Raw genomic sequence first — 18946 nt, 5'->3', positions numbered from 1 at the left:
TCCCCGCTCACCACCGGCCAGGGCCGAAACCCCCTACGCAGATGTGATCATCGGCAAAAACCTGCGCAGGAGCGGAGGGTGGGGCGGGAGTCGGCGACGATCTCTCGTACAGTTTGGGCCGTGGGATCTCTGCGCAATCCGGTCGGGCCGCTTCCCTCCTCCATCTACTGGCGGCGGAGGGCAGTCGCCGCGAGTGTGGCCGCGCTGCTCGCCGTGCTGATCGTATGGTTCGTCAGTTCCGGTGACGACGGCTCGAAGGACAGGAGCGACGGCGCCAACGCGACCTCACCAGCCCCGTCCATCACCCCTGGGCCGACGCCCTCGGGCCCCGCCATCAGCACCCAGCCGGGCGGCCGCGACGAGCCGGGCGCCTCCGAGGGCACCGGCGACTCGGGCGGTACGGACGGCTCCGGCGCGGGTGGCAGCGGTGACGGTGACGGCAACGGCGACGGCGCGGGGTCCGGTACGGGTACGGGCGGCGGTACGGGCACGGGCGGCGGCTCCGCGACCGGTGGCGGCGGCACGGGCTCCGTCCAGCAGGTCCCCGCGAACTCCAGCCTCCCCAACTGTGCGCCCGGCAGCCTGCAGTTGGCGCTCAGCAGCTCGAAGGTGTCGTACGCGCCGGGCGAGAAACCCCGGTTCCGGCTCACCGCCCGGAACACCTCGGCGACCGGCTGCAAGACGGACCTGGGCCCGGCCACAGCCGTTCTGACGATCAGCGACGAGAAGGACGACGAGATCTGGTCGTCCAAGGACTGCCCCAAGGGCTCCGGCAGCGTGTACGTCGCCGTCCCGGCGAGCGGCACCGCGACGTACACGGTCGAATGGGACCGCCGCCACAGCGCACCGCGGTGCGGCACCCCGCCGCCTGGTGCGGCGGGTCCCGGCACCTACCTGGCGGAGGCCACGGTGCCGGGGCAGAAGGGCGTACTGCGCTCGTCCATCACCCTGACCAAGGACTGAGGACGAACCCCGAAGCCCTCGTCACACATACCGCTCGAGAATCGACGACTCGGCGAGCCGGGAAAGCCCCTCGCGGACGCTGCGGGCGCGGGCCTCGCCGACGCCGTCGACGGTCTGGAGGTCGTCGACACTGGCGGCGAGCAGCTTCTGCAGGCCGCCGAAGTGCTCGACGAGCCGCTCGATGATCGCGCCGGGCAGCCGGGGCACCTTGGCGAGCAGCCGGTAGCCGCGCGGCGAGACCGCGGAGTCCAGGGTCTCGGGGGAGCCGCTGTAGCCGAGCGCGCGGGCCACGGTCGCCAGCTCCAGCAGCTCGGAGTGGGACAGGGCGTCCAGCTCGGTGAGCGCCTCGGCGACGGTACGGGACCGCTTCGCGGTGGGCTCGGGCACATAGTCCCGTACGACCAGCTCGCGCTCGGGCTCCACACCCGCGATCAGCTCGTCGAGCTGGAGGGCCAGGAGACGGCCGTCGGTGCCCAGCTCCACGACGTACTCGGCGATCTCGGTGGCGATCCGGCGCACCATCTCCAGGCGCTGCGCGACGGCCGTGACGTCCCGGACGGTCACCAGGTCCTCGATCTCCAGCGCGGAGAGCGTGCCGGCGACCTCGTCGAGCCGGAGCTTGTACCGCTCCAGGGTGGCGAGGGCCTGGTTGGCGCGGGAGAGGATCGCGGCGGACTCCTCCAGCACGCGCCGCTCCCCGTCGACGTACAGCGCGATCAGCCGCATCGACTGCGACACCGAGATCACGGGGAACCCGCACTGCCTGGAGACCCGGTCCGCGGTGCGGTGCCGGGTCCCGGTCTCTTCGGTGGGAATCGATGCATCAGGCACCAATTGGACACCCGCTCGAAGAATCTTGGTGATGTCCTTGTCGAGGATGAGGGCGCCGTCGAGCTTGCACAGCTCGCGGAGGCGGGTCGCGGTGAACTCGACGTCCAGCACGAAACCGCCGGTGCACATCGACTCGACGGTCTTGTCCATGCCGAGGACGATCAGACCGCCCGTGTTGCCACGGAGGATGCGCTCCAGTCCGTCCCGCAGTGCCGTGCCCGGGGCCACCGCACTCAGGGACGCGCGCATGAGCGCTTCATTGCCGGAGCCTCCGCCCGACTTTCCGGGTGCTGCTGCCCGGTCGTTGGCTGCCACTGCGCTCCTCCGGCTCGTACGGGTGGGCGAGACCAGGGCAAAGTCTAGCGACCCCCACCCACGAGGGGAGTGCGCCCGCGAAGACGCCCCCTGCCATCCCGCTGTGCGCCTGTGTTCCGCCAGGGGCGACGGGGCTGCCCTTCCGCCCCGGGGACGGCGTCCCGCCCGGGCCCGCGCGTCGGGCGGCGCCGGCGGGCAGGCCACCCGCCAGGTTCACCTCACCCCCGGCACCTCACCCCCGGCACCTCACCCCCGGCACCTCACCTCACCCCCGCTCCGCCGCCGGCTCCCGCCGGCTCCGCGGCAGCACCCGCAGCGCCTCCCCCACGTCGGCGACCTCCAGCACCCGCATCCCCGCCGGCACCTTCCCCGGATCGACGGGGACCAGCGCATGGGTGAAGCCCAGCCGATGAGCTTCCGAGAGCCGCCGCTGGACACCCGTGACCCGCCGCACCTCCCCGGCCAGCCCCACCTCCCCGATCGCGACAAGGTTCTTCGGCAACGGCGTGTCGCTCGCCGCCGACGCCAGCGCCAGAGCGACCGCCAGGTCGGCCGCGGGCTCCGACAGCCGCACGCCCCCCACCGTCGCGCTGTAGATGTCCCGCTTGCCCAGCGCGCTGATCCGCCCCCGCTGCTCCAGCACCGCGAGCATCATCGAGACGCGGGAGGTCTCCAGCCCCGATGTCGTACGCCGCGGCGAGGGGATCTGCGAGTCGACCGTCAGTGCCTGCACCTCGGCGACCAGTGGCCGCCGCCCCTCCAGGGTGACCGTCAGACAAGTGCCCGGCACCGGCTCGTCGCGCCGGGTGAGGAACAGCCCGCTGGGGTCGGCGAGACCGGTGATGCCCTCGTCGTGCAGTTCGAAGCAGCCGACCTCGTCCGTCGCCCCGTACCGGTTCTTCACACCCCGCACCAGCCGCAGCCGAGCATGCCGGTCGCCCTCGAAGTGCAGCACCACGTCCACCAGGTGCTCCAGCAGCCGCGGCCCCGCGATCGCGCCGTCCTTGGTGACATGGCCGACCAGCAGCGTCGCCATGCCGCGCTCCTTGGACGCCCGGATCAGCGCCCCGGCCACCTCCCGCACCTGCGCCATGCCGCCCGGCGCCCCGTCGATCTCGGGCGACGCAACGGTCTGCACGGAGTCCATGATCAGCAGCGACGGCTTCACCGCGTCGAGGTGCCCCAGCACCGCCGACAGATCCGTCTCGGCGGCCAGGTACAGATGGTCGTGGAGCGCCCCGATCCGGTCGGCCCGCATCCGCACCTGGCTCGCCGACTCCTCACCCGTCACATAGAGCGTCGGGTGCTCGGCGCTCGCCGCCTTCGCCGCCACGTCCAGCAGCAGCGTCGACTTGCCGACCCCGGGCTCGCCCGCGAGCAGCACGACGGCACCGGGAACCAGCCCCCCGCCCAGCACCCGGTCCAGCTCGTCCACCCCGGTCGAACGGGCCGCGGCCTGCCGCCCGTCCACCTCCCCGATCGGCAGCGCCGCCGCCGACACCCGCCCGGCGGCGGTGGTGCGGACCGCGGGCGCCCCGTACTCCTCCACCGTCCCCCATGCCTGGCACTCGGGGCAGCGGCCAAGCCATTTGGCGGTCGTCCAGCCGCATTCGGTGCAGCGGTAGGACGGCCTGTCCTTGGAGGATTTCGTACGGGCAGCCATGCGCCACACCGTAGCCGCCCCCACTGACAGCGGGGTCTCCGCCGCTCCCGCCCGGGGGCTTGCTCGTACGCCCGTCACGGGACATTGGCAAATCCCGCTGTCCTCTTTTGAGGGATACGTTCACCCGTAAGGCTTAAAAGTGCGGAAGGGGTACAGAGAGTGTGCCTTCAGCCGCCTACGGTCGCCGGGTGACGAGCAGCAGGCTGGAGCCCCCCACGTACACCACCGGCGCACACCGGGTGCAGCGCCGTGCGCCCCGGAGCGGGCCCCGGACGCTCGCGCAGCGCCCGCCCGCGCGCTACGAGCCGTATCTGGACGGCCTTTTCACCTACTGCCTCTCCGTGCTCTGCGACCACGACACGGCGACGGCCGTGCTCGGTGACGTCCTGGCCGTGTCCGAGCGCCAGTACGGGCGCGGCCCCACGGACACGGCACGCCGCAAGGCATGGCTGTACGCCCTCGCCCGCTGGGCCTGCCTGCGCGAGCTGGGCGAGCAGCGGCGCAGGCGGCAGGGCGCCCACGGCGGCCGGCCGCCCGTCTCCGAGGAGGCCTCCCGCCTCACCGAGGAGACCGCCGAGCAGCGCCGCCGCGAGCTGGCCCTCCTCGCCTGGCCCGAGGCGGCCGGCACCACGCCCGAGCAGCGCGAGGCCCTGGAGCTGGCGGTACGGCACCAGCTCGCCGTCCCCGAGGTCGCCGCCGTCCTCGGGATGGCCCCGCAGGCCGCCCGCGAGCTGCTGTCCGCCGCCGCCTGCGAGGTCGAGCGCACCCGCGCCGCGCTCGCCGTCGTCGAGACCGGTACATGCTCCGCCGTCGCCCGGCTCACCGGCGATCACCAGGTGCTGCTCTCGGCGGCGCTCCGCCGCGAGCTCGTCCGGCACGTCGACGACTGCCCCCTGTGCCGCCGCGCCGCCGAACGGGCCGAGGCGGCCGGCCCCTGGCCCGGCTCCACGGTCACGCCCGCGACGCTGCCCCTCGTACCGGCGCCCAGGTCGGCGGCGTGCGCGGCGATGCTGCACGCCCCCCGCAGCCGCTCGGCCTGCCCCCGTTTCGGCCGCGACGGCTTTCCCCTGGACCCGAAGGACCACGCGGCGCGCCGCGACCGGATGCGTGCCCGGGCGGTCACCACCACGGTCGTGGCCACCGTCATCGCGGCGCCCGTCCTCGCCCTGTGGGCCGCGTACCGCGGCGACACGGTCGCCGCCGACCGCCGCGACGCCCCGGCGGTCAGCACGGCCGACGACGAGACCGACGCCCGGGCCACGGGCCGCACCGGCCGCCACTACGAGAACACCGGAAACACCCGCGACGGCGGGTCCGGTCACCGCTTCCGCACCCCGGGCCAGGCGCCCGACGTCTCCGTCGAGGTGATCAGCGCAGGCGCCTCCCCGCCGCCGCCGACCCTGCCCGGCCAGGCGGGCCCCGGCCGCATCACGGTCTCCGCCCAGCCGTACGGCGACACCACGATGATCACGCTCACCGCGTCCGGCGGCACCCCCGTCGACTGGTCCCTCTGGAGCGACGCGCCCTGGCTGTACGCCAGCCGTACCTCCGGCACGCTGGAGCCGGGCCGGTCCGAGAACGTCTACGTCTCGGTCGACCGCTCCCGCGAACCCCAGGGCGCCTGGAGCGCCCGCGTCGGCGTCAACCCCACGGGCGCGGTCATCGGCATCGACGGCCTCGGCCCGAAACGCACGCCGTCCCACACCGCGAAACCCAGACCCTCGAACCCCCCGGCCTCCCAGTCCCCCCAACCGGACCCGACCCCGCCGCCCTCCACCACGAACCCGCCCCCGTCGACCACCCCACCGCCGTCGAGCACCCCGCCCCCGTCGACGCAACCGCCCCCCTCCGCCGATCCGCCCCCGTCCCCCGATCCGCCCCCCACCTCGGACGCACCCCCACCCCCGGCCTCGGACACCCCGAGATCCATGCCGGAGGGCGAGCAGCCCGCGAAACGGGACTAGCCCGCAGCCAAGTCCACCTGCGGGTACATGTCCTCCGGGTGCGGACCAACATCACCGCTCCTGACCCCGTACCGGCCGCCCTGCAGCCCGTACCGGCCGCCCTGCAGCCCGTACCGGCCGCCCTGCAGCCCGTGCCGACCGCCCTGCAGCCCGTGCCGACCGCCCTGCAGCCCGTGCCGCGCCGGGCGGCCCGGCGCCTCGGGCCGAAGCCGAGCGCCGCCTACCGCCCCGGGTCCGCCGGATGCGGGGCCACCAGCGGCAGCTGCGACGCCAGCCGCGCCTCGCACAGTTCGACCAGCACGTCGTACGCCGCCTTGCCCATCAGCTCCGTCAGCTCCGGGCGGTACGTCACGTAGACCGGCTCGCCCGCGCCGTGCGCCGATGTGGCCGACGTGCACCACCAGTGCAGGTCATGGCCGCCCGGGCCCCAGCCCCTGCGGTCGTACTCGCCGATCGACACCTGGAGGACCTTCGTGTCGTCGGGGCGCTCGATCCAGTCGTATGTACGCCGGACCGGCAGCTGCCAGCACACGTCCGGCTTCGTCTCCAGCGGCTCCCGCCCCTCCCGCAGCGCCAGGATGTGCAGCGCGCACCCCGCGCCGCCCGCGAACCCCGGACGGTTCTGGAAGATGCAGGAGCCGTTCCAGCGCCGCGTCTGCCGGTCACCGTCCTCGTCGAGCTGCGTCCAGCCGGACTCCGAACCCACGTCGTGGAACTGCCACAGCTCCGGCGTCAGCCGGTCCACGTGCGCGGCGACCCGCTGCTCGTCCTCCTCGTCCGAGAAGTGCGCGCCGAGCGTGCAGCACCCGTCGTCCGCGCGCCCCGCCTGGATGCCCTGGCAGCCGCTGCCGAAGACGCACGACCAGCGTGACGTCAGCCACGTCAGGTCGCAGCGGAAGACCTGGTCCTCGTCCGCCGGGTCCGGGAACTCCACCCATGCGCGCGGGAAGTCGAGGCCCTTCTCGTCGTCGCGCGGTCCGTCCTCACTGGCCGGTGGGACCACGGTCCCCTCCCGGGCCTCGTCGCGCTTCTTCCCGGACGTGGTTCTGCCCGGCTTTGCCTTCTTCGTCTTTGGCACACACCCAGCGTAGGCGCAGCGCGCTCCGTGGGCGCAGTAGCGTTCTGCCATGAGACTCGGAGTCCTCGACGTCGGTTCGAACACGGTGCACCTGCTGGTCATGGACGCGCACCCCGGCGCCCGGCCGCTGCCCGCCCACTCGCACAAGGCGGAACTGCGCCTCGCCGAACTGCTCGACGCGGAAGGCGCGGTCGGCGCCCCGGGCGTCGACCGGCTGGTCATGATCATCGGGGACGCCCTGCACACCGCGGAGGAGAAGGGCTGCGAGGCCGTACTCCCCTTCGCGACCTCCGCGATCCGCGACGCCGCCAACGCCGACGCCGTCCTGGCGCGCGTGAAGGACGAGACCGGCGTCGATCTCCAGGTCCTCACCGGCGAGGAGGAGGCCCGGCTCACCTTCCTGGCCGCCCGCCGCTGGTTCGGCTGGTCCGCGGGCAAACTGCTGCTGCTCGACATCGGCGGCGGCTCCCTGGAGATCGCGTACGGCATCGACGAGGAACCCGACGCGGCCGTCTCCCTCCCGCTCGGCGCCGGGCGGCTCACCGCCGGGTGGCTGCCCGGGGACCCGCCGGACCCGGCCGACGTGAAGGCGCTGCGCCGCCACGTACGGGCGCAGATAGCGCGTACGGTCGGCGAGTTCGCCCGGTTCGGGAAGCCGGACCACGTCGTGGCCACGTCCAAGACCTTCAAGCAGCTGGCCCGCATCGCCGGCGCGCCCGGCTCCGGCGAGGGTCTCTACGTGCAGCGCGTACTGAGTCGTACGTCACTCGAGGCATGGGTGCCGAAGCTGTCCGCCATGACCGCCGAGCAGCGCCGCGACCTGCCCGGCGTCTCCGAGGGCCGCGCCGCGCAACTGCTGGCGGGAGCCCTGGTCGCGGAGGGGGCGATGGACCTGTTCGGCGTCGCGGAGCTGGAGATCTGTCCCTGGGCGCTCCGCGAAGGGGTCATCCTGCGCCGCCTCGACCACCTCCCCGAGTGACAGTACGGGCCCGTACGCTGTCCCTCGTGGCAGACGTGGCAGATCAAGCGCAGCGGTCAGCGGTGCGCGTCCCCCGCGCGAAGGTCGCCCTCTCGACGGCCTCGGTCTACCCCGAGTCGACGGCGACGGCCTTCGAGGTGGCCGCGCGCCTCGGCTACGACGGGGTCGAGATCATGGTGTGGACCGACCCGGTCAGCCAGGACCTGGAGGCCCTGCGCCGGCTGTCCGACTACCACCAGGTGCCCGTTCTCGCCATCCACGCGCCCTGCCTGCTGATCACCCAGCGCGTCTGGTCGACCGACCCCTGGGTCAAGCTGCAGCGCGCCCAGGCGGCGGCGGAGAAGCTCGGCGCGTCGACGGTCGTCGTCCACCCGCCGTTCCGCTGGCAGCGCCAGTACGCGCGCGCCTTCGTCACCGGCATCTGGCGGATGGCGAACGAGACGGACGTACGGTTCGCCGTGGAGAACATGTACCCATGGCGCTACCGCGACCGCGAGATGCTGGCGTACGCCCCCGAGTGGGACGTCACCAAGGACGACTACCGCCACTACACCGTCGACCTGTCCCACACCGCGACCGCCCGGACGGACGCCATGGCCATGGTGTCCCGCATGGGCGACCGGCTCGGGCACGTCCACCTCGCCGACGGGCGTGGCTCCGCGAAGGACGAGCACCTCGTACCCGGGCGCGGTTCTCAGCCGTGCGCCGAGCTGCTGGAGCACCTCGCCCGTACCGGCTTCGACGGGCATGTGGTCGTCGAGGTCAACACTCGGCGCGCCATGTCCGCCGCCGAACGCGAGGCCGACCTCGCCGAGGCGCTGGCGTTCACCCGGCTGCACCTGGCGTCGGCGGCCCGTATCCCATGACCGGCACAGGCTCACCCCGCAGGGGCCGCGGCCGGCCGCCCGCCTCCGAGCGCGCCGACGGACCCGGCGCCCGCGAACGCATCCTGGAGGCCGCCCGCGCCGAGTTCGCCGAGCGCGGCTACGACAAGACGTCCATGCGCGGCATCGCCAAGGCCGCCGGGGTCGACGCGGCCCTCGTCCACCACTACTTCGGTACGAAGGACGAGGTCTTCGCGGCGGCGGTCGAGGTCTCCTTCGAGCCCGCGCTGATCATGTCGGCCGTGCTGGAGCCGGGCCCCGAGGGCGTCGGCGAGCGGCTCGCCCGGTACTTCATCGGGGTGTGGGAGAACCCGGCCACGCGCGCGCCGCTCCTGGCGGTCCTGCGTTCCGCGCTCACGCACGAGGCGGCGGCGAAGGTGCTGCGCGGCTTCCTGCTCCGGCGTGTACTGGAACGGGTCGCCAAGGACCTCGACGTACCCGACCCGAAGTTCCGGGCGGAGCTGGCGGCGTCGCACATGGTGGGTATCGCGATCCTGCGGTACGTCGTCCAGGTGGAGCCGCTGGCGTCGGCGGACCCGGACGACATTGTGGCGATGGTGGCGCCTACGCTCCAGCGGTACCTGACGGAAGCCTGACGTACGGCGCGTACGGCATGTGCGGCATGTGCGCATGTGCGGCATGCGCCGGGCGTACCGCGCGCGCTCCGAGGTGACCGACAGGCGACCAGCCGGTCCCGGCATCCGGACGAGCTGTCCAGATCTTGGAGCGGCGGCGTACTCTCGAAGAAGCCAGATCTCTCTGATGAGGAGCGAGCGACGATGCCCGAGCTGAGGTCCCGCACTGTCACCCACGGCCGCAACATGGCGGGCGCCCGCGCCCTTATGCGTGCCTCCGGGGTACCGGGCGCGGACATCGGCCGCAAGCCGATCATCGCGGTCGCCAACTCCTTCACGGAGTTCGTCCCCGGCCACACCCACCTCCAGCCGGTCGGCCGCATCGTCAGCGACGCCATCCGGGAGGCCGGAGCCATCCCGCGCGAGTTCAACACGATCGCCGTGGACGACGGCATCGCCATGGGCCACGGCGGCATGCTGTACTCGCTGCCCTCCCGGGACCTGATCGCCGACTCCGTCGAGTACATGGTCGAGGCGCACTGCGCCGACGCCCTGATCTGCATCTCCAACTGCGACAAGATCACCCCGGGCATGCTGATGGCCGCCCTGCGCCTCGACATCCCCACGGTCTTCGTCTCCGGCGGCCCCATGGAGTCCGGCCGTGCCACGCTCGTCGACGGCACGGTCCGCACGCTCGACCTGGTCGACGCGATCTCCGACGCCGTCAACGACAAGATCTCGGACGAGGACATCCTCCGTATCGAGGAGAGCGCCTGCCCGACCTGCGGGTCCTGCTCCGGCATGTTCACCGCCAACTCGATGAACTGCCTGACCGAGGCCATCGGCCTGTCCCTGCCAGGCAACGGCTCGATCCTGGCGACGCACACGGCCCGCAGGGCCCTGTACGAGAACGCGGCGCGCACGGTCGTGGACATCACGAAGCGCTACTACGAGCAGGACGACGAGTCGGTCCTGCCGCGCGCCATCGCCTCGTTCGCGGCGTTCGAGAACGCCATGGCGCTGGACATCGCCATGGGCGGATCGACCAACACGATCCTGCACCTGCTGGCGGCGGCCCAGGAGGCGGGCGTCCCCTTCGGCCTGGAGGAGATCGACGCGGTCTCGCGCCGCGTGCCGTGCCTGGCGAAGGTCGCGCCGAACGTCGCGAAGGACCGCACGTACTACATGGAGGACGTGCACCGCGCCGGCGGCATCCCCGCCCTGCTGGGCGAGCTCCACCGCGCGGGCCTGCTGAACGAGGACGTGAACTCCGTCCACAGCCCGTCCCTGGCGGACTGGCTGAAGACCTGGGACGTGCGAGGCGGCTCCCCGTCGGCGGAGGCGCTGGAGATGTGGCACGCGGCACCGGGCTGCAAGCGCTCGGCGGAAGCCTTCTCCCAGTCCGAGCGCTGGGAGGCCCTCGACGAGGACGCCGAGAACGGCTGCATCCGCTCGGCCGAGCACGCCTACTCCAAGGACGGCGGCCTGGCGGTCCTGAAGGGCAACCTGGCGGTCGACGGCTGCGTGGTCAAGACGGCGGGCGTCGACGAGTCGATCTGGACGTTCGAGGGCCCGGCGGTCGTCTGCGAGTCGCAGGAGGAGGCCGTCGAGAAGATCCTCAACAAGCAGGTCAAGGACGGCGACGTCGTCGTCATCCGCTACGAGGGCCCCAAGGGCGGCCCCGGCATGCAGGAGATGCTCTACCCGACGTCCTTCCTGAAGGGCCGCGGCCTGGGCAAGACCTGCGCGCTGATCACCGACGGCCGCTTCTCGGGCGGCACGTCCGGGCTCTCCATCGGCCACGCCTCCCCGGAGGCCGCGTCGGGCGGCACGATCGCCCTCGTCGAGGACGGCGACCGCATCCGCATCGACATCCCGAACCGCACCATCGACCTCCTGGTCGGCGACGCCACCCTGACGAGCCGCCGCGAGTCCCTGAACGGCACCTACGCCCCCAGGAACCGCACCCGCAAGGTCTCGGCCGCCCTCCGCGCCTACGCCGCCATGGCCACCAGCGCCGACAAGGGCGCCGTCAGGGACGTCAGCCTGCTCCCGTAGCGATTCGGGGTCGGCGCACCGCCCTTTTGCTCAAGGCCCGGCCAGGTCGCAGGGGTCCCCTTGTGGGCCGCTGCGGCCCGGTCCGTCCGGGCGCCGCCGACATCCGCGGGGGCGACCCCGCACGGCCTCTCCCGCCGGTGCGGCGCCCACCGGACAGGGGTGGCAGAGGCCGGCGGCCCCCGCACTTCACCACCCCGCGGGGTCCGCCGAGAACACCACCCCGTCCGGCGCCGCCCCATAGACCTTCCCGTCCACGACAACAGGCGCAGGCAGTAACGGCACGAACGTCAGCCGCCCACCGCCCATCCGAGGACCGGTCTGCCCCACCAGCACCCCCCGTTCGCCATCCACGCCCAACAACCGCCCGTCCCCCGCCATCAGGAACACGCGCCCCTCCGCCACCACAGGCCGCGACACCCGGGCCGCCCCGGTCTCCAGCCGCCACCGCTCCCGCCGCCCCGACGCGGTCAGGTCGACCGCGGCGAGCGACCCGCCCGACCCCACGACGTACACGGTGTCCCCGTCCACCACCGCCTGCGCCTGATCGGACGGAGCCGTCAGCGCGACCCTCCGCGAGCTCCGGTCACCGGTGTCCAGCCGTACCACCGCGTCGGTGAACAGGTCCTTGTCCGCGGACAACAACACCAGCGCCCCGTCCGTGGCCTGTACGGGAGACAGCGACCCCTTCAGCCGCTTCTGCCACAGCACGCCGCCGTCGGCCGGGTCGACCGCGCTGACCAGCGTCGAGGCCCCGTCCCCGGCGACCGCCACGGCGTACACCGGACCGCCCCCCGGCCCGGCGGCCATCCACTGCGCACCCCGCGCGGCCGGCCGGCCCGTCCAGAGCTCACCGCCGTCGGAGCCGTCCAGCGCCCGCACCCGCCCGTCGGCGCGGACCATCAGCGCCACGTCGCCGCTGTGCACGACCTGCGCGTACGAGGCGAGGTCGACGCCCCACCGCACGGCGCCCGACCCGGGATCGAGGGCCTCCAGCCGACTGCCGCCCGCGGCGACCACGTGCAGCAGCCCGCCGGACAGCACCGGCGCGGCGCCCTCGCCCGACGCGCCCCCGCCCGGCCCGGCGGGCACCGACCAGGCGAGCGCCCCGTCGGCCGGCCCCAGCCGCGCGGCCTTGATCCCGGGCGCCGCGCAGTACAACGCGCCGTCGGCGGCGGCACAGACGGGCGGCCGGGTCCCCTCGCCGCCCGCGCTCAGGGGCACCGCCCAGGCCCGGAACGTCTCCGCGACGGCGGCGGGCCCGGCATCCCGCACCGCGGCACGCCCACCGACGCCCTGCACGGCGAACACCGCCCCCACCGCGGCGCCGGCCAGCGCCGTAGCGGCACCGCCCCAGACGAACCCCCGCCGCCGCCCCTTACGCCCGTCGGCCGGCTCGCGCGCCGAGCCCGGACCCACGGAGGCACCATCCACCCCCGCACCGGACGCAGCTCCACCGGACGCAGCTCCACCGGACGCAGAGCCACCACCCGCGGAGGAGCCACCACCCGCGGAAGCGACTCCACCACCCCCCGCCCGCTGCGCCGGCACCCGCGACCCGGACCACTCCTCCGCCGCCACCCGCAGCGCCCCCATCACCTCCCCCGGCGTGGGCCGCTCCGCCGGGTCCTTCGCCAGGCATCGCGTCAACAGCGGCGCCAGCTCCTCCGGCACCCCCGCGAGATCCGGCTCGTTGTGGACGACCTGGTACGCCACCACATAGGGACTGTTCGAGTCGAACGGCCCCCGCCCGGTCGCCGCGTGCACCAGGACCGCGCCCATCGCGAACACATCCGCCGCCGGCCCGACGTCCCGGGGCCGCTGGAACTGCTCCGGCGCCATGAACGGCGGCGTCCCGATCAGCTTCCCGGTCTCCGTACGCACATCGCTGTCCGTCGGTCGCGAGATCCCGAAGTCGATGACTTTGGGCCCGTCCGACGCAAGCAGCACATTGCTCGGCTTGAGGTCCCGGTGGACCACCCCGGCGCGGTGGATGTCGCGCAGCGCCTCCGCCAGTCCGGCGCCCAGCCTGCGCAGCTCCTCCGCGCCCAGCGGCCCGTTCCGCTTCACCCGTTCCGACAGCGTCGGACCGTCGATGAACAGCGTCGCCATCCAAGGCCGTACGGCCTCCGGATCGGCGTCCACGACAGGCGCGGTGAAGGCCCCGCTGACCCGCCTGGCAGCGCTGACCTCCTGCCGGAAACGAGCTCTGAACTCGGGGTCCGCCGCGTGTTCCCGGTGCACGACCTTCACCGCGAGACGCAGCCCGGAGTCCGAGGTGGCCAGCCGGACGACCCCCATGCCACCCGAGCCCAGGCACTCCTCCAGCCGGTATCTGCCGGCGTACTCCGGATACTCCGCTTCCGGTACGGGCCCGGTGCTGCGCAGCGGCGGCATCGTCCACCCCCGTGTGTGCTCGCTCGGACGCGGCGCGCACGACCGGCGCACACGCGACGCACGGAGCCTAGTCGATGACGCGTGCGATGTCGGTGTGGCTTGTTAGCCTCCCTTTTCGAAGCGTCCGCATCCGGCGGGAGCCTCACGGGGGGAGATCACCATGGAGACCTACTCGGTCAAGCGCTACCCGGTCGCACCGGGCGTCCGGCTCAATGTCCGCAGCGGCCCGGGCACGAACTACGGCATCGTGAAGGTGCTGCCCGAGGGCGTCAGCGTGCCCGTCAACTGCCAGACGCCCGGCCAGTGGGTCACGGGCACGTACGGCACGTCGAACATCTGGGACAACATCGGCAACGGCCAGTACGTCTCGGACGCGTATGTGAGGACCGGCAGCGACGGCTACGTGACCGTGCGCTGCGCCTGACGCCCACCACGACGGCCGCCCCGGGCACCGGGTGATAATCGCCCCGTGAACGACCCGAGGGACACCGCCGACACCGCCGGCACCGCCGACACCACGCGCCCGGCCCGCACCACCGGCGGCCCGCAGCCCGAGCCCCTCCGCTTCTTCGGCACGACCTGGGTCGGCCACGACGGCGGGTACGGGCTGCGGCGTGCCGGTGTCGCCGTCGGCTCCCTCGCCGCGTCCGTCGCGGGCACACTCCTCCTGCGCTTCGCCTACGAGGGCCTGGCCATCGCCCAGGTCGGCGGTTTCGTCAACGGCCTGGTCGTCGTCATGTTCGCCGTCTGCACCGCCATCGCGTTCCGCAAGACGTGGGAGGGCTTCACCCGCCGCCCGGCCGACCCGGCCCGCGACGACGCGCTGCGCAGTCTGAAGGCCATCGGCTTCATCGGCTCCCTCCTCGCGTACGCCGTCCGCTCCCTCACCGAGGCCCCCGGCGAGAAGCTCCTGCGCACCGAGTACGAGACGGCCCGCGCCCAGTACGAGAAGCGCCGAGCCACCCGCACCGGCAACCCGGCGGCCCGCAAGAAGAGGCCCAAGCGCCCCTAGCCGCAGCCGGCGTCCTCGCGATCCCCCACCGAGCGCCCTCGCGACACCACACCCCACGCCCGGGCTTCCGCCCCCCCCGCGCCCCCTTGACGCCCGGCACCCCCGCGTCCATTATTCATCGCATGATGAATTCCTCCGGTGCAGCCATCGAAGCCCGTGGCCTCACCGTCGTACGAGGAACCCGCACCGTCCTGCGCGGCCTCGACTTCTCCGTACCCCCCGGGCAGATCACCGGCCTCCTCGGACCCTCCGGCTGCGGCAAATCCACCCTGATGCGCGCCATCGTCGGCACCCAGGCCAAGGTCACCGGCAGCCTCGTCGTACTCGGCCGCCCTGCGGGCGACCCCACCCTCCGCCGCCGCATCGGCTACGTCACCCAGGCCCCTTCCGTCCACGACGACCTGACCGTCCGCCAGAATCTCGCCTACTTCGCCGCCGTGCTCCAGCCCGGCCGCCGCCACCGCGACGCCCGCGCCGAAGCCGTCACCCGCGCCATCACCGACGTCGACCTCACCGACCACGCCGACGCCCTCGCGGGCAACCTCTCCGGCGGCCAGCGCAGCCGCGCCTCCCTCGCCGTCGCTCTCCTCGGCGCCCCCGAGCTCCTCGTCCTCGACGAGCCGACCGTCGGCCTCGACCCCGTACTCCGACGCGACCTGTGGGACCTCTTCCACCACATCGCCGCGGACCGCGGCGCCACCCTCCTCATCTCCTCCCACGCCATGGACGAGGCCGAGCGCTGCCACCGCCTCCTTCTCATGCGCGAGGGCGAGATCCTCGCCGACGACACCCCCGACGCCCTCCGCCGCCGCAACGACACGCCCACCGTCGAGGCCGCCTTCCTCCACCTGGTCGACACGGCCAACGCCATGGCGACGGCCCCCGTCCACCCCGAGGACCACCGATGAACGGCTCCCGCACACTCGCCACCGCCGCCCGCGTCCTGCGTCAGCTCCGCCACGACCCCCGGACCATCGCCCTGATGCTCCTCGTCCCGGTGCTGATGATCACCCTGCTCCGGTACGTCTTCGACGGCAGCCCGCAGGTCTTCGACAACATCGGCGCGTCACTGCTCGGCATCTTCCCGCTGATCACCATGTTCCTGGTGACCTCGATCGCCACCCTGCGCGAACGCACCTCGGGCACTCTCGAACGACTCCTCGCCATGCCCCTGGGCAAGGCCGACCTCATCGCCGGCTACGCCCTCGCCTTCGGCCTCATCGCCATCGTCCAGTCGGTCGTCGCCACCGCCGTCGCCCTCTGGGCCCTCGGCCTCGACGTGATCGGCTCCCCGTGGCTGCTGCTCCTGGTCGCCCTGCTCGACGCGCTCCTCGGCACCGCGCTCGGCCTCTTCGTCTCGGCGTTCGCCGCCTCCGAGTTCCAGGCCGTCCAGTTCATGCCGGCGGTGATCTTCCCGCAGCTGCTCCTGTGCGGCCTGTTCACGCCCCGCGACAAGATGCATCCCGCCCTCGAAACCATCTCCGACTTCCTGCCCATGTCGTACGCCGTCGACGGCATGAACGAGGTACTCCGCCACACGGACGTCACCGGCGACTTCATCCGCGACGTCCTCATCGTCGCCGCCTGCGCCCTCCTGGTCCTCGTCCTGGGCGCCGCGACCCTCCGTCGCCGCACGGCGTGAGCCGTACCGCCGCGCCGTACCGCCCATCGGACAGCCACACCACCACCCCCCCACCCGGTGGAAGGATGGCGACAGGCACGTACCCCACGGCGAGGTGAGCAGAGCAATGACCCAGACAGTCGCGGTCCTCGGCACCGGAAAGATCGGCGAGGCGCTCCTGAGCGGCATGATCCGGGCCGGCTGGCCCACCGCCCACCTCCTGGTCACCGCCCGCCGCCCCGAACGCGCCGAGGAGCTCCGGGCCCGGTACGGCGTCGAGGCCGTCTCCAACGCCGACGCGGCCAAGCGGGCCGACACCCTCATCCTCGCCGTCAAGCCGCAGGACATGGGCAAACTCCTCGACGAACTCGCCCACCACGTCACCCGCGACCGCCTCGTCATCAGCGCCGCCGCGGGCATCACCACCGCGTTCATCGAGGAACGCCTCGCCCCCGACACCCCCGTCGTGCGCGTCATGCCGAACACCCCCGTCCTCGTGGACGAGGGCATGTCCGTCATCTCGGCCGGCACCCACGCCACGGCCGACCACCTCGCCCACACCGAGGAGATCTTCGGCGGCGTCGGCAAGACACTCCGCGTCCCGGAGTCCCAGCAGGACGCCGCCACCGCCCTCTCCGGCTCCGGCCCGGCGTACTTCTACTTCCTGGTCGAGGCCATGACCGACGCCGGCATCCTCCTCGGCCTGCCCCGCGCCCAGGCCCACGACCTCATCGTCCAGGCCGCCATCGGCGCCGCCGTGATGCTCCGCGACAGCGGCGAACACCCGGTCAAGCTCCGCGAGGCCGTCACCTCCCCGGCGGGCACCACCATCAGCGCCATCCGCGAGCTGGAGAACCACGGCGTACGCGCCGCGCTTATCGCCGCCCTCGAAGCCGCCCGCGACCGCAGCCGCGAACTGGCCTCCGGCAACGGCTGACGCGCCACCGGGCCGGGGCTCACGACAACCCCGGCCCTCCGGCGCAGCACATCGGCCGCCGCCCCGGCGTTCACCCGGCCGGAAGCAGCCCCATGGCCCGATACGCACGGTCGACCACGGGCCGGGCGATGGCCCGCGCCCGATCGGCCCCGTCGCGCAGCACCCCGTCCACATACGCGGGATCGGCGACCAGCTCCGCATGCCGCTCCCGAAGCGGCCGCAGCAGCTCCACCACGGCCTCCGCGACATCCCGCTTCAAGGCCCCGTACGACGCGTACCCCTTCGCCACCTCCGCCGGATCCGCCGCGCCCCCACAGGCCGCGAGCACCTCCAGCAGATTGGCGAGGCCCGGCCGCTCGTCCCGGTCGTACACGACATCCCGCCCGCTGTCCGTGACGGCCCGCATGACCTTTCGCCGCACCACATCGGGCTCATCGAGCAGATAGACGATCCCGGGGCCGCTGTCGTCGGACTTCCCCATCTTGGAGGTCGGCTCCTGCAGATTCATGACCCGAGCGCCCACCGCCGGATGGGTGGCCTTCGGAACGGTGAAGGTATGCCCGTACCGCTGGTTGAACCGCACGGCGAGATCCCGGGTCAGCTCCACATGCTGCACCTGGTCGTCCCCGACCGGCACCTCGTCGGTCTCGTAAGCCAGGATGTCCGCCGCCATCAGCACCGGGTACGTCAGCAGCGACAGCCGTACGCTCCCGCCCCGATCGCGCTCCCTCCCGGCCTTCTCCTTGTACTGGACCATCCGTCGCATCTCCCCGTCGGTGGCCGTGCACTCCAGCAGGTATGACAGCCGCGCGTGCTCATCCACATGGCTCTGTACGAAGAGGGTGCACCGCGCCGGATCGAGCCCCGCCGCGAGGAGCAACGTCGCCGCCTGCCGACTGAGCCGCCGCACCCGCGCCGGATCGTGCTCCACGGTCAGGGCATGCAGATCCACGATGCTGAACAGCGCGTCCGCCCGCTGCTGGTCCTCCTGGACCCACCGCCGTACGGCTCCGAGATAGTTGCCCAGCGTCAGATGCCCGGTCGGCTTCACCCCGCTGAAGATCCGTGTCACGTTCTCTCCCTCTCACTCCTGGCCGGGACCGCCGCCATCGGCGGCCGGCCCACCCGGAGGAGGGAGATACGCGAACGGCCGCCGAGGCGGCGGCCGTTGTCTGCATACGTGTCAGGGCGGCCGCCGTCAGGCGGCCCACCACCGAAGGATGCACGCATGCGCTGTCATGCCTCCAGGCTAGGGGGTGCGACCCAAGTTGACAGTGGTTTGCCGCGTCCGTAGTGTTCTCCGAGTTGTCCGACGTGAGCGCCGACCTCGGTCGGTCCCCGGGCAGCCATTCCGCAAGACCCACTCTCAGTGAGCGACACGCCGTCGCGTCGCTTTACGTGCGTTTTTGCGAAATGAGGAATCGATGTTCGAGAGAACGGGGCCCGATTAGCGTCGGGCTCGCCGATTCGCTAAAGTTCACGACGTCGGAACGGCCGAACAGCCGGAAAGACATACCCTCTGACTGGGAATCAGGGCCGAAAGGATCTGATAGAGTCGGAATCGCCGGAAAGGGAAACGCGAAAGCGGAGAGCGGCCCGGCAGCCCGCTCCAGCGGGTGGCAGAAACGGAAAACGGATCTGCTAAGCTGGAAACACGAAAGACCGAAGGGAA

16 protein-coding genes are annotated in these 18946 nt (G+C 72.7%); 11 read left to right on the top strand and 5 right to left on the bottom strand.

Translation table 11 applies throughout. The annotated features are described in order from the left end of the window. The first annotated feature begins 120 nt into the window (after positions 1–120). The gene (locus FVS66_RS30030; RefSeq protein ID WP_149184404.1) at positions 121–963 is read left to right on the top strand and encodes a hypothetical protein; all 843 of its coding nucleotides are present in this window, start codon (positions 121–123) and stop codon (positions 961–963) included. Between the two features lie 21 nt (positions 964–984). On the opposite strand, the gene disA is transcribed toward FVS66_RS30030, so the two are convergent. Together disA and radA are read right to left on the bottom strand one after the other, a co-directional pair. Beyond that, positions 985–2109 (bottom strand): DNA integrity scanning diadenylate cyclase DisA, encoded by a 1125-nt coding sequence (gene disA / locus FVS66_RS30025; protein WP_149184403.1) that lies wholly within the window; start codon positions 2107–2109, stop codon positions 985–987. 265 nt (positions 2110–2374) lie between these two features. Next, positions 2375–3772 carry a DNA repair protein RadA gene (radA, locus tag FVS66_RS30020; RefSeq protein WP_149184402.1) on the bottom strand — a complete coding sequence of 466 codons (1398 nt, stop codon included), beginning with the start codon at positions 3770–3772 and terminating at the stop codon, positions 2375–2377. A gap of 188 nt (positions 3773–3960) precedes the next feature. On the opposite strand from radA, the gene FVS66_RS30015 reads away from it, so the two are divergent. Beyond that, positions 3961–5736: a BACON domain-containing protein gene (locus FVS66_RS30015; RefSeq protein ID WP_149184401.1), complete on the top strand. Its 1776-nt coding sequence runs from the start codon at positions 3961–3963 to the stop codon at positions 5734–5736. A 220-nt stretch (positions 5737–5956) separates the two neighbouring features. Here FVS66_RS30015 and FVS66_RS30010 read toward each other — a convergent pair whose 3' ends face one another. Continuing rightward, positions 5957–6739, bottom strand: a complete 783-nt coding sequence (locus tag FVS66_RS30010; RefSeq protein WP_149184512.1) for a hypothetical protein — start codon at positions 6737–6739, stop codon at positions 5957–5959. Positions 6740–6863: 124 nt separating this feature from the next. Here FVS66_RS30010 and FVS66_RS30005 point away from each other — a divergent pair, with 124 nt between their 5' ends. The 4 genes from FVS66_RS30005 (at position 6864) to ilvD (ending at position 11310) form a co-directional block, all read left to right on the top strand. Beyond that, positions 6864–7793, top strand: coding sequence for a Ppx/GppA phosphatase family protein (locus tag FVS66_RS30005; RefSeq protein WP_149184400.1), 930 nt, complete (start codon positions 6864–6866; stop codon positions 7791–7793). Between the two features lie 62 nt (positions 7794–7855). Continuing rightward, positions 7856–8659, top strand: a complete 804-nt coding sequence (locus FVS66_RS30000; protein ID WP_149184511.1) for a sugar phosphate isomerase/epimerase — start codon at positions 7856–7858, stop codon at positions 8657–8659. Next, complete coding sequence (locus FVS66_RS29995) at positions 8656–9273, top strand: TetR family transcriptional regulator (RefSeq protein WP_149184399.1); 618 nt, start codon at positions 8656–8658, stop codon at positions 9271–9273. Before FVS66_RS30000 ends, FVS66_RS29995 begins: the two co-directional genes overlap by 4 nt. A gap of 183 nt (positions 9274–9456) precedes the next feature. Further along, on the top strand, positions 9457–11310 hold the full coding sequence (gene ilvD, locus FVS66_RS29990) for a dihydroxy-acid dehydratase (protein ID WP_149184398.1): 1854 nt from the start codon (positions 9457–9459) through the stop codon (positions 11308–11310). A 186-nt stretch (positions 11311–11496) separates the two neighbouring features. Here ilvD and FVS66_RS29985 read toward each other — a convergent pair whose 3' ends face one another. Further along, positions 11497–13704, bottom strand: coding sequence for a serine/threonine-protein kinase (locus tag FVS66_RS29985; protein ID WP_149184397.1), 2208 nt, complete (start codon positions 13702–13704; stop codon positions 11497–11499). Positions 13705–13864: 160 nt separating this feature from the next. Here FVS66_RS29985 and FVS66_RS29980 point away from each other — a divergent pair, with 160 nt between their 5' ends. The 5 genes from FVS66_RS29980 to proC all read left to right on the top strand — a co-directional run bounded on the left by FVS66_RS29980 (position 13865) and on the right by proC (position 17274). Next, positions 13865–14128 carry a peptidase gene (locus tag FVS66_RS29980; RefSeq protein ID WP_149184396.1) on the top strand — a complete coding sequence of 88 codons (264 nt, stop codon included), beginning with the start codon at positions 13865–13867 and terminating at the stop codon, positions 14126–14128. Positions 14129–14173: 45 nt separating this feature from the next. Continuing rightward, positions 14174–14716: a hypothetical protein gene (locus tag FVS66_RS29975; RefSeq protein WP_149184395.1), complete on the top strand. Its 543-nt coding sequence runs from the start codon at positions 14174–14176 to the stop codon at positions 14714–14716. A 122-nt stretch (positions 14717–14838) separates the two neighbouring features. Further along, positions 14839–15624 (top strand): ABC transporter ATP-binding protein, encoded by a 786-nt coding sequence (locus FVS66_RS29970; protein WP_149184394.1) that lies wholly within the window; start codon positions 14839–14841, stop codon positions 15622–15624. Continuing rightward, complete coding sequence (locus FVS66_RS29965; RefSeq protein ID WP_149184393.1) at positions 15621–16358, top strand: ABC transporter permease; 738 nt, start codon at positions 15621–15623, stop codon at positions 16356–16358. The genes FVS66_RS29970 and FVS66_RS29965 overlap by 4 nt, the downstream gene beginning before the upstream one ends. A gap of 106 nt (positions 16359–16464) precedes the next feature. Beyond that, positions 16465–17274, top strand: coding sequence for a pyrroline-5-carboxylate reductase (proC, locus tag FVS66_RS29960; RefSeq protein WP_149184392.1), 810 nt, complete (start codon positions 16465–16467; stop codon positions 17272–17274). Positions 17275–17344: 70 nt separating this feature from the next. Here the strand turns inward: proC and trpS are convergent, their stop codons facing one another. Then, complete coding sequence (trpS, locus tag FVS66_RS29955; RefSeq protein WP_149184391.1) at positions 17345–18346, bottom strand: tryptophan--tRNA ligase; 1002 nt, start codon at positions 18344–18346, stop codon at positions 17345–17347. Between the last annotated feature and the right edge of the window lie 600 nt (positions 18347–18946).

Source organism: Streptomyces sp. TRM49041 (assembly GCF_008271805.1).
Classification (GTDB): Bacteria; Actinomycetota; Actinomycetes; order Streptomycetales; family Streptomycetaceae; genus Streptomyces.
The sequence above is the reverse complement of the archived record's forward strand: the minus strand, read 5'-3'. Positions and strand labels throughout refer to the sequence as shown.